This is a genomic window from Pseudarthrobacter sulfonivorans, from assembly GCF_024391045.1.
Lineage (GTDB): Bacteria > Actinomycetota > Actinomycetes > Actinomycetales > Micrococcaceae > Arthrobacter > Arthrobacter sulfonivorans_B.
In genome coordinates this window covers 83,811-95,543 of sequence record NZ_JANFCZ010000015.1, presented here as the reverse complement: position 1 = coordinate 95,543, position 11,733 = coordinate 83,811, and the positions used below count along the sequence as shown (strand labels likewise).

The 11,733-nt window shown below is 64.9% G+C and carries 5 protein-coding genes; 2 read left to right on the top strand and 3 right to left on the bottom strand.

The features are described 5' to 3' along the window. Nucleotides 1–282: 282 nt before the first annotated feature. From NQJ30_RS11640 to NQJ30_RS11630, 3 genes are read right to left on the bottom strand one after another with little or no spacing between them, the layout of a single operon-like run. Complete coding sequence (locus NQJ30_RS11640) at nucleotides 283–4,029, bottom strand: 1,4-alpha-glucan branching enzyme (protein ID WP_255770075.1); 3,747 nt, start codon at nucleotides 4,027–4,029, stop codon at nucleotides 283–285. Nucleotide 4,030: 1 nt separating this feature from the next. After that, nucleotides 4,031–5,827 (bottom strand): maltose alpha-D-glucosyltransferase, encoded by a 1,797-nt coding sequence (treS, locus tag NQJ30_RS11635; protein WP_255770074.1) that lies wholly within the window; start codon nucleotides 5,825–5,827, stop codon nucleotides 4,031–4,033. Further along, nucleotides 5,824–7,905, bottom strand: a complete 2,082-nt coding sequence (locus tag NQJ30_RS11630) for an alpha-1,4-glucan--maltose-1-phosphate maltosyltransferase (RefSeq protein ID WP_308215210.1) — start codon at nucleotides 7,903–7,905, stop codon at nucleotides 5,824–5,826. Before NQJ30_RS11630 ends, treS begins: the two co-directional genes overlap by 4 nt. A 152-nt stretch (nucleotides 7,906–8,057) precedes the next feature. On the opposite strand from NQJ30_RS11630, the gene glgP reads away from it, so the two are divergent. Beyond that, a complete protein-coding gene (glgP, locus tag NQJ30_RS11625) occupies nucleotides 8,058–10,676 on the top strand; it encodes an alpha-glucan family phosphorylase (protein ID WP_255770073.1) in 2,619 nt (872 codons plus the stop codon). Nucleotides 10,677–10,785: 109 nt separating this feature from the next. After that, complete coding sequence (locus tag NQJ30_RS11620) at nucleotides 10,786–11,691, top strand: IS481 family transposase (protein ID WP_255770072.1); 906 nt, start codon at nucleotides 10,786–10,788, stop codon at nucleotides 11,689–11,691. Nucleotides 11,692–11,733 lie beyond the last annotated feature (42 nt).

The window sequence follows — 11,733 nt, the reverse complement described above, 5'->3', positions numbered from 1 at the left end:
CCCGGCACCACCACAACAAAAAAACCATCATGGATCGCTCCGGAGCAACCTTCCAAACATACCGGCTGGTCTCACCCTTGTCAAACCGGCGTCCGCGACCCTCATTGCCGTAAGGCTTTCGTGTCGATTTTTCCGTCTGACTCCGTGGAGCAGCGCGGAAATAAACTCTACCACCACTTGTCCGGGATGACCACCCGACCCCGGAACGGCCTCCCGCCGCAGCTCCTTCGTCCAACGAAAAAGCCCGGAATCTCAAGGGATTCCGGGCTTCTTCCTTCGGATTTAAGAGAGCGGCTTCACAGCCTTCGGTGCAGAGGAGGGCTGCCCGGCCAGCGTCTGCGTGCCGGGTTTGAAGTACGCTGCGCCCAGCGGCGGCAGCGTTACGGTCAGTGTGGCCGGCTGACCATCCAGTCCCGCGTCCGTGGCAGTCAGGGGACCGGCATTAAGAACACCCGATCCCCCGTAGGACTCAGCATCGGTGTTGAGGACCTCAACCCAGGCTCCCGTTGCGGGAACGCCGATCGCGTAGCCCACGTGCGGACCACCGGAGAAGTTGATGGCACAGACCAGCGGGTTGCCGTCCTTGTCCCAACGGATGAACGTCAGGACGTTGCGGTCAGCGTCACCGCCGTTGATCCACTGGAATCCGCCGGGTTCGTTGTCCCGGGCGTACAGCGACGGTGTTGTGCTGTACAGCTCGTTGAGTTCCTTGGTGAGGAGCTGCATGCCGCGGTGCGCCGGAATGTCGGCAAGGTACCAGTCGAGGCCGTGCTGTTCGGACCACTCAGCCTCCTGGCCAAACTCGGTGCCCATGAAGATGAGCTGCTTGCCGGGGTGGGCCCACTGGTACGCCAGGAATGCGCGAAGGTTGGCCAGCTGCTGCCAGCGGTCCCCTGGCATCTTCCGCAGCATGGATCCTTTGCCGTGCACAACTTCGTCGTGGCTGATGGGGAGCAGGAAGTTCTCCGTGAACGCATACACCATGGAGAACGTAACTGTCCCGTGGTGCCACTTGCGGTTGACCGGATCCTCGGAGGCGTACTTGAGGGAGTCGTGCATCCAGCCCATGTTCCATTTCAGGCCGAAGCCCAGGCCGCCGTGGCTTGTCGGGGCGGTCACGCCGGGGAACGCTGTGGACTCCTCGGCGATCATCACCGCGCCCGGGTGGGTCTTGTAGACAGTGGCGTTGACTTCCTGCAGGAAGGAGATGGCTTCGAGGTTCTCCCGGCCGCCGAAACGGTTGGGTGACCACTGCCCGTCTTCCCGGGAGTAATCCAGGTACAGCATGGAGGCCACCGCATCCACTCGGAGTCCGTCAATGTGGAACTCATCGAGCCAGTACAGCGCGTTGGCCACCAGGAAGTTTCGCACCTCGGTCCGCCCGAAGTCGAAGATCAGCGTTCCCCAGTCGGGGTGTTCGCCCAGGTTCGGATCGGCGTGTTCGTACAGCGCTTCACCGTCAAACTGTGCCAGGGCCCAGGAATCCTTGGGGAAGTGCGCCGGTACCCAGTCCAGCAGGACACCGATGCCGGCCTGGTGCAGTGAATCAACCAGGAACCGGAATTCGTCCGGATGCCCGAACCGCGAGGTGGGGGCAAAGTAGGACGTCACCTGGTAGCCCCAGGAGCCGCCGAAGGGGTGCTCGGCCACCGGCATGAATTCCACGTGCGTGAAACCAAGCCACTTGACGTACTCCACCAGTTCCGTGGCGAGCTCGCGGTAGCCCAGGCCAAGGCGCCACGAGCCGAGGTGGACTTCGTAGACGCTCATCGGGGAATTGTGCGGGTCGCGCTGCGCGCGTGCTTCCATCCACTCGGCGTCCTTGAACGCGTAGGAGGGCTCAACCACCCGGGAAGCCGTCAGCGGCGGGACCTCAGTACCGAACGCCAGTGGATCGGCCTTTTCGACCCAGTTGCCGTGTTTGGTCCTAATCTCGAACTTGTAGCACGCCCCTGCTAAGACGCCGGGAATGAAGACTTCCCAGACGCCGGAAGACCCCAGCGAACGGAGTGCGTGTTCTCGGCCGTCCCACGAGTTGAAGTCGCCCTTCAGGCGGACGGCCTGTGCATTCGGTGCCCAGACGGCGAAGGAAACACCGTCCACGTCGCCGAGCGAGGACTTGTAGTGCTGGACGTGGGCGCCAAGGACTTCCCAGAGCTTCTCGTGCCGTCCCTCACCGATGAGGTGCAGGTCCACTTCCCCGACAGTGGGCAGGTAGCGGTAGGGCTCGTCCACCGTGACGGGTTCGGCCCCGGGGTAGGTAACTTCCAGCCGGTAGTCCGGCACGTGGCCTGCCTGGAGCGGCTCCATGACGGCGACCCACACCCCAAACTTCTCGTGGGTCATGGGGACCGAACCGGCGGCCGTCACCACGCTCACGGACTCCGCCAGGTGCTTGACCGTCCTGACCGTGACGTGACCGTGGCTGTCCAGGTGGGCGCCGAGCACCGAGTGCGGTGCGTGGTGCTCACCGTTGGCCACCTGGCCCAGGGTAGCCTCGTCCACCTGAAGCGGTGCACTCGGCCTGTCTGTGGGTGCTGAACCTGTCATGTTGTTACCTTCCGATGCTGCCCCGGCATGATCGCCGGAGCCTTGAACGCTGAGGAGCCGCCTGGACGCATTCGTGGGAATGGCCAGCCAGTCAGGTCTGTTCCGCAATTCATAAACAACTTCGTAAAGCGCCTTGTCCAGCCACAATGCCACAAAGAGCGGCGAAGTACGGTCGATGATTCCCGGCGTGACGGCGGCATAGCCGGCGACGAATGCGTTGGCGCAGTCGTCCACCCAGGATGCCGGAACGCGGGCACCCTGGTACTCACGTTCAGCCGCACCGGCCGCGTAGTCGAAGGAGCGCAGCATCCCCACCACGTCCCGGAGCGGGACGTCGGGGAAATTGCGTTCCGAAATGGGCCGGAGGGGCTCTCCTTCGAAGTCGAGGATGGCCCAGCGGCCGGGTTCGCCGGCGTGGCCGGGTACCTGCAGGATCTGCCCGAGGTGGAGATCGCCGTGGATCCGCTGAAGGGGCCCGGCTTCCACTCCGTCGAGGCCGCCCAGCAGCGCCTGCAGCTCTTGGTCGTAGGGTCCGACGGCGGCAGCGGCTTCCGTCCATGCCTGCCGCACGCGCTGGGCTACTCCGGGCGCAATCACCTGCCCGGGGACTGCCTCACCCGAGGTTCCAAAGGCAGCCGCCAAGCGGCGGTGGACGGTGGCAGTGGCGGCCCCGAGGGCCCGCGCCTCCGCCGTGAAGTCGGCTCCGGTACGGGCGGCATCCACGGCGAGGCGCCAGGCGTCGCGGCCGCCGGCAAGGAATTCATGCGCAACAGCCAGTTCGCCCTGCGCCTGCCGGGGACCGGGGCCGGTCTCCCCCGCCGGTTGGGACGCAGCCACTTGCACAGGAGCCTGCCACTCACCCCGCACCCAGCCCAGGGTGGCGGGGACCTCGGAGGTCCCTTCGGCGGTCAGCGCCGCACCCACCTCGACTTCCGGGTTTTTACCCTCGGAGAGCACCCGGAAGAACTTTACGATGGCCGCGGAGTCGCCGTCGTCCACGATCACGGAACTGTTGGACTGCTCCCCGGAAAGGACCTTGACCATGCCGTGGGCGGTGGGCAGGCGGTAGTTGGCGGACGTCCGGTGGCCGGTCGCCGCCCCTGCCGCCGGCGCGGACTGCGAGCGGATCAGTTCCAGCCAGGCGGACACGAAGGACGGATCATGCACGGCATCGTAAATCCACGCCATCCCGGCCTCCGGATCCTGGCCCACCACGGCGTTTTCACCGCCGGCAAGCGGGACGTCGCGATAGCTCAGGGGTACCTGGACCACGTCCGTGCGTTGTCCCCCGTCGGCTGTCCGGGAGGTCACGGCAAGCAGGAAGACCTCCAGTCGGACCTTTCCTGCTGGGTCCTCCAGGCCCAGGCTGCCTGCCTGTTCCAGCGAGAATTCGGCTGATTTTATCGGGAACCAACGCTGGCGCGGGAGCCATTCCTGCAGGATTGCGGCCAGTGCGGCTGTGAGCTTCGGCTGGGTCATATCAGTTCTCGATGGACAGAATCGGGAGCGCCTGGGTCTGCGGCGAGGACGGATTCGACGCCGCCGAGCGGACCCGCAGCCAGAAGAAGTCGTGGCTTCCCAGCGTCAGGGTCAACGATCCGTTTTCATCGATTCCGGGGAAGGGCTGGCCGCCGAAAACGTCGCGCAGTCCGCGGCCGGCATACTGCGGAAGCCGCAGATTCGCCGCGACCGGGTGCTGGGAAAGGTTGAACGCGCACAGAATGACTTCCCCGGGCTCCCCTGCGGCGTTGTCGTCCCCGAGTTCCCGCAGGTAGGACACCACGGCGTCATGGTCGGCTTCGACGTGTTTGAAGGCGCCGAGGCCGAACGCCGGATGGTTCTTTCGGACGCTGAGGATCTGCCGGGTCCAGCGGAGCAGCGACCCCGAGTGGGCGGCCTCGGCTTCCACATTGGCCATGTTGTAGTTGTAAACCAGGGACTGGATGACGGGCAGGTACAGCTTCCCCGGGTCAGCATGGGAAAACCCTGCGTTCCGGTCCGGATTCCACTGCATGGGCGTGCGCACGGCGTCACGGTCATCAAGCCAGATGTTGTCCCCCATGCCGATTTCGTCACCGTAGTACAGGAACGGGCTGCCCGGCAGGGACAGAAGCAGGGCATTGATGAGTTCGATTTCCGCCCGGGAGTTGTCCAGCAGCGGAGCCAGCCGGCGGCGGATGCCGATGTTGGCCCGCATCCTAGGGTCCGGCGCGTACCAGCCCAGCATGGCGGCGCGTTCGTCGGCGGTGACCATCTCCAAGGTCAGTTCATCGTGGTTCCGCAGGAACGTCCCCCATTGGGCACCCTCGGGAATCTCGGGGGTGTCATGCATGGTTTCGATGATGGGCGCGGCTTTCTGGTCGCGCAGGGCGTAGTAGAGCCGGGGCATGATCGGGAAGTGAAAGGCCATGTGGCATTCGGGTTCCTCGGCCGTGCCGAAGTACTCCACCACCTCGTTGGGCGGCTGGTTGGCCTCAGCGATGATGACGCGCCCGGGATAGCTTTCATCCACCATGGCGCGCAGCTTGCGCAGGAAATCGTGGGTTGCCGGCAGGTTTTCGCAGTTGGTCCCCTCTTCCTCGAAGAGGTAGGGGATCGCGTCGGCCCGGAAGCCGTCAATGCCTTGGTCCAGCCAGAACCGCACCACGTCGAAGAGGGCTTCGATGACCCGGGGGTTCTCGAAGTTCAGGTCGGGCTGGTGGCTGAAGAAGCGGTGCCAGAAGAACTGCCGGCGGATGGGATCGAAGGTCCAGTTGGACTCTTCGGTGTCCACGAAAATAATGCGGGCGTCCTGGTATTTCTCGTCGGTATCGCTCCACACGTAGAAGTCACCGAACGGTCCGTCAGGGTCCTTGCGCGATTCCTGGAACCAGGGGTGCTGGTCCGAGGTGTGGTTCAGCGGCAGGTCGATGATGACCCGGACGCCGCGGGCATGGGCCTCGGCCACCAGTCGCTTGAAGTCGCTGATGGTGCCGAACTCGTCCAGCACGGAGTTGTAGTCCGAGATGTCATAGCCGCCGTCCCGCAGCGGCGACTGGAAGAAGGGCGGAAGCCACAGACAGTCCACGCCGAGCCACTGCAGGTAGTCCAACCGGTCAATCAGGCCGGAAAAATCACCGGAACCGTCCCCGTTGGCATCCGCAAACGCCCGCACAAGCACTTCGTAAAATACGGCCTTCCGATACCACAGAGGATCGTGGGCCAGGCCCGGGGCGTTTAATTCAAACGTGCTTTTGGGGGTGAAATGCTGGCTGGAACTCTGCGGGTTAAAACTCACTGATTCGATCTCCTCACGCTCAGAATGTGTGCGGGTTCGACGTGCGCGTCCAGGCGGACGTAATTGTATTCGCCCCATTCCCAGGTTTCGCCGGAAATGAGATCCTCCACCCGGAACCCGCCGTTGGGCGACAGGTCCTCGGGGTCGAGCTCCAAAGCGGCCAGGTCCAGCGACACAGTGCTTTCCCTGGTGCCATGCGGATCCACGTTGACCACCACGATGATGGTGTCCTTCGTGCCGTCCGGCAGGGTCTTGTGCTTGGAGTACACCACGGTGGCGTCATCGGTGCTCTGGTGGACCGTCAGGTTCTGCAGGTCCTGGAGCGCAGGATGGGCATGCCGGATGCTGTTGAGCCTGGTCAGGTACGGTGCGAGCGTACGGCCCGATTCAGCAGCGGCCTCCCAGTCGCGGGCCTTGTACTCGAATTTTTCGTTGTCGATGTACTCCTCGGCGCCCGGACGCGCCACGTGCTCATAGAGTTCGTAGCCGGCGTAAACGCCCCAGAGGGGGCTGGCGGTGGAAGCCAGCGCCGCACGGATCTTGAACGCCGCCGGACCGCCGAACTGCAGGTATTCGGTGAGGATGTCCGGGGTGTTGACGAAGAAGTTGGGCCGGAAGAACGCGGCCGACTCGTGGCTGACCTCGCTGAAGTAGGTCTCCAGTTCCTTCTTGGTGTTCCGCCAGGTGAAGTAAGTGTAGGACTGCTGGAATCCGGCCCGGCCCAGGGCGTGCATCATTGCGGGGCGCGTAAATGCCTCCGCCAGGAACACCACGCCGGGTGTCTTTTTGTTGACCTGGGCGATGAGCCACTCCCAGAACCACACGGGCTTGGTGTGCGGGTTGTCCACCCGGAAGATCCTGACGCCGTGGCTGACCCACAGCTGCACCACCCGCAGGATCTCCTTGGCGAGCCCTTCGGGATCGTTGTCGAAGTTGAGCGGGAAGATGTCCTGGTACTTCTTGGGCGGATTCTCGGCGTAGGCAATGCTGCCGTCCACCCGGGTGGTGAACCACTCCGGATGGGATTCCACCCAGGGATGGTCCGGCGCGGCCTGCAGGGCCAGGTCCAGCGCAACTTCCAGTCCCAGTTCGTTGGCCCGGGCCACGAAGGCGTCGAAGTCCTCGAACGTGCCAAGGTCCGGGTGGATGGCGTCGTGTCCGCCCTCCTTGGCGCCGATGGCCCACGGCGAGCCGGGGTCGTGCGGGCCGGCGATGAGCGTGTTGTTGGGGCCCTTGCGGTGCTGGACGCCGATCGGGTGGATCGGGGGCATGTAGATCACGTCGAAACCCATGGCCGCTACAGCGTCGAGCCGCTGTGCTGCGGTCCGGAAGTTGCCAGAGGTCCAGGCTCCCGTGTTGTTGTCCCGGACTGCACCCTCGGACCGGGGGAAGAATTCGTACCACGCGCCGCGACCGGCAAGGTCCCGCTCAACCAGCAGCGGGTACTGCTCCGATACCGTGACCAGTTCACGGATTGGCTGGCGGTCCACGACGGCGGCGACGTCGGCGCTGAAGCCGCCGGCGAGGCGTTCCTCTTCTGTGAGGGAAGGGTTGCCCAGGACAGAAGCAGCCATGCGCAGGGTGCGGCGGTCCGAGGCGGTGCGGGAGACGTCGTCGGCCGCTTCTGACAGGAGTGCTTCGCCTTCGGCGAGCATCAGCTCCACGTCGATGCCCGCGGCCACCTTGACTTCGGCGTTGTGGTGCCATGTTCCGTAGCGGTCGTGCCAGGCCTCAATGAAGAACGTCCAGTTGCCAACGGCCGACGGCGTGAGGACACCTTCCCAGCGATCGGTGCCCATGCCGCGTTCCCCCCTGGGCGGAGCCAGGCGGACGCGCTGGCGTTCCTTCCCGCGCGGATCCAGGAGGACGGCGCTGACCCCGAGTTGGTCATGGCCTTCCCGGAAAGCAGTGGCCCCGACCACGATTCCCTCGCCCGGCAGGGCCTTGGCGGGGTATTTTCCACCCTCAACCACAGGCTGTACGGCGGTGATTGGAAAACGGCCAAAACTGAGACCGTCGGTGATCTTGCCTTTCGGCTTTTTCTTGCTGGCGGCGGTGGTTCCTGAGTTAGTCGTCACATGCTCGACGTTAGCGAGAAATGATCCAGATAGCTAAGCCTGCGAGGTTTTTTGTCGCGGCGATTCGTCTTATCCACGGCGTCAACTGTCATTTACCTAAAAGAAAGCCAAAGCAGTTCCCGCTGTTGAGGTTGTCGGTTAGTGTGGCGCAGGTGAAGGCAATCCGGAGATTTACCGTCAGAACCGTCCTCCCCGAGCCAATCCGGCCGTTGGTCCGGCTAGCGACCAACTTGCGCTGGTCCTGGCACCGGCCCACGCGGGAACTTTTCGCCAGCCTGAACCCGCGGAAATGGGAGGAAAGCGAGCAGGATCCCGTCAGCTTCCTTGGCCGTGTCAGCCGAGAGGAATTCCAGGCCTTGGCCGCTGACCAGTCCGTGGTGGAACGCGTCCGCGCCGCCGCTGAGGACCTCGACCGCTACCTTGACGAACCGCGCTGGTACCAGGGCCTGGGCGCCAACGCTCCCGCCGCCATTGCCTATTTCTCCCCCGAGTTTGGCATCACCGAGGTACTGCCGCAGTACTCCGGCGGCCTGGGCATCCTGGCCGGCGACCATCTCAAAGCAGCTTCCGACCTTGGTGTGCCCCTCATCGGTGTGGGACTCCTGTACCAGGCCGGCTACTTCAAGCAGTCCCTGTCCCGCGACGCCTGGCAGCAGGAAACCTATCCTGTCCTGGACCCGGACGGGCTGCCCCTGACCCTGCTGCGCGAACCGTCCAGCGACGGCAACGGCCGGCCGCTGCAGATCACACTGCCGCTGCCCAACGGCAGGCGACTGCTGGCACACATCTGGCGTGCCGACGTCGGGCGTGTTCCGTTGCTGCTCCTGGACTCCAACGTGCCGGGGAACGACGACGCCGCGCGCGGCGTCACCGATCGGCTTTATGGCGGCGGCGGGGACCACCGGCTCCAGCAGGAGCTCCTGCTGGGCATGGGCGGCGTCAAGGCACTGCGCGCCTACCAGCAGCTCACCGGCACGCCGGCGCCCGAAGTGTTCCACACCAACGAGGGCCATGCCGGGTTCCTGGGCATCGAGCGGATCCAGGAACTGATGTCCGGTGACGCCGCCCTGACGTTCGACGAAGCACTGGCCGCAGGCCGCGCCTCCACGGTGTTCACCACCCACACGCCTGTGCCTGCCGGCATCGACCGCTTCGAAATTGCCCAGATCCAGCACTTCTTCCAGGCCGGGCTGGCGCCCGCAGTGCCCGTGGACAGGATCCTGGAACTTGGGCGCGAAAACTACGCCGACGGCAACCCGGCAGTGTTCAACATGGCGGTCATGGGTTTGCGGCTCGCCCAGCGGGCCAACGGCGTCGCCAAACTGCACGGCGAAGTCTCCCGCGGGATGTTCTCGGCACTCTGGCCGGGCTTTGACCACTCCGAGGTGCCCATCACGTCCGTCACCAACGGCGTCCACGTCCCCACCTGGGTGGACAGCCGGATTTCCCAGCTCGCCCGGAAACAGTTCGGCCCCGAGGCCGAAACCCAGGGCCGCTGGGACCTGGCGTACAACGTCAGCGACGCCGACGTCTGGGCCCTGCGCCGCGAAATGCGCTCGGCCCTGGTGGACGACGTCCGCCGCCGCCTCCGGGCTGCGTGGAAAAAGCGCGGCGCGGCCGACGCGGAACTCCGCTGGACCGACAGCGTGCTGGACCCTGACGTGCTGACCATCGGCTTCGCCCGCCGCGTCCCGACGTACAAAAGGCTCACCCTGATGCTGCGCGAACCGGACCGCCTGAAGGCACTGCTGCTGCATCCGGAACACCCCATCCAGCTGGTGATCGCCGGCAAGTCACACCCCGCGGACGACGCCGGCAAGAAGATGATCCAGGACCTCGTCCGGTTTACCGACGATCCCGAAGTCCGGCACCGGATTGCCTTCCTCCCGAACTACGACATCGCCATGGCCAGGACGCTGTTCCCCGGCTGCGACGTCTGGCTCAACAACCCGCTGCGTCCCCTGGAGGCCTGCGGCACCTCCGGCATGAAGGCCGCCATCAACGGTTCGCTGAACCTTTCGGTGATGGACGGCTGGTGGGACGAGATGTACGACGGCGAAAACGGCTGGGCAATCCCGACGGCCAACAACGACGCGTCCCCCGAAGAACGCGACGACATTGAGGCTGCAGCCCTGTACGAGCTCCTGGAAACCCAGGTGGCGCCGCGCTTCTACGGCAGCACCGTGTCGGAAAGCGCCGGCGCAGCCGGGCCGTCCAGCACCGGGGCCGAGAAGGTGCCGACGCACTGGGTGTCCATGATCAAGCACACGCTGTCCCACCTCGGCCCGGCCGTCTCGGCGGACCGGATGCTGCACGACTACGTCAACATTCTGTACCGCCCCGCCGCCGAGGCCGGTCGCAAGGCCGTGGCCGACTCTTACTCGCAGGCCCGGTCACTGGCTGCATGGACTGCCCAGGTCAGGGCAGCCTGGCCGATGCTGCACGTGGAGCACGTCGACTCCGTCGGCGTATCCGAGGATCCGCAGATCGGCGACACGATGCAGGTGAACGCCTACGTTGCGTTGACCACCCTGACACCGGACGATGTCTCTGTGGAGGTCGCCTACGGGCGCGCCGAGGAAAGCGACAACCTGGCGGACGTGACCCTGATGGAGCTGCAGCCGAAGGAAGACCTGGGCGGTGGCCGCTACCTGTTCAGCGGCTCCCTGGTGATCGACCGTTCCGGCCCGTTCGGTTACACCGTCCGGGTCCTGCCCCGGCACGAGGCGCTGGCGTCAAAAGCCGAACTGGGGCTGATCGTCAACGCCTAATTGTCTTGACCACGGACGTTAGGAACGCTCGGCGTGGATAGGTGACAAAAAGAAGACCTCCGAGTGGAGTGGGGCTTGTCTAAGAGTCCGATCCACAAGGAGGTCTTCAATGTCCCATGCTAACGCGCTCCTGACGCCGAAGGGCAGGCTCCGGCTGGCCCGGTGCGTTGTCGAGGACGGGTGGGCGCTACGCCGGGCGGCTGAACGGTTCCAGGTGTCGGTTACGACGGCGGCGCGCTGGGCCGCCCGCTACCGGGCCCTTGGTGAGGACGGGATGCAGGACCGTTCCAGCCGGCCTGTCAGCTCCCCGCGGCGGACGCCTGTACGGCGGGAGCGGCGGATCATCGCGATCAGGGTCAACCGCCGTTGGGGGCCGGCCAGGATCGGCTTTCTGCTGGGCATCCATCCGTCCACGGTGCACCGGGTCCTGTCCAGGTTCGGGCTGGCCCGGCTGTCGTGGCTGGACCGTGCCACCGGAAGAGTGATCCGCCGCCACGAGCACCAAAGCCCTGGCGACCTGGTCCATGTCGACATCAAGAAACTCGGACGCATCCCTGACGGCGGCGGACACCGAAGCCTCGGCAGGGCCGCCGGAAACCGAAACAAGACCGGCACCACGGCGAACCGGCGACCGGGCTATGCTTTCCTCCACAACGCCGTCGATGACCATTCCCGGCTCGCTTATACCGAGATCCTGTGCGATGAGAAGAAGGACACCGCGGCCGGCTTCTGGGAACGTGCCAACGCCTACTTCGAATCCTGCGGAATCACCGTCAAACGGGTCTTGACCGACAACGGATCCTGCTACCGCTCCCACGCCTTCAAAGACGCGCTGGGCACGGAAATCAAGCACAAACGCACACGCCCGTACAGGCCGCAGACCAACGGCAAAGTCGAGCGATACAACCGCACCATGCTCGATGAATGGGCCTACGCGAAGTCATATACGTCAGAGGCCGAGCGTGTTGCCGCATTCGCCGACTGGCTCCATCACTACAATCATTGTGAGTCTTGATCATGGCTGGTCCGGGACTGGCTGGCAGGATGGCTACTAGCC

Excerpts from the sequence above, each read along its gene's own strand:
- NQJ30_RS11620 (WP_255770072.1), top strand. The coding sequence starts at position 10,786 with ATGTCCCATGCTAACGCGCTCCTGACGCCGAAGGGCAGGCTCCGGCTG.
- NQJ30_RS11640 (WP_255770075.1), bottom strand. The coding sequence starts at position 4,029 with ATGACCCAGCCGAAGCTCACAGCCGCACTGGCCGCAATCCTGCAGGAA.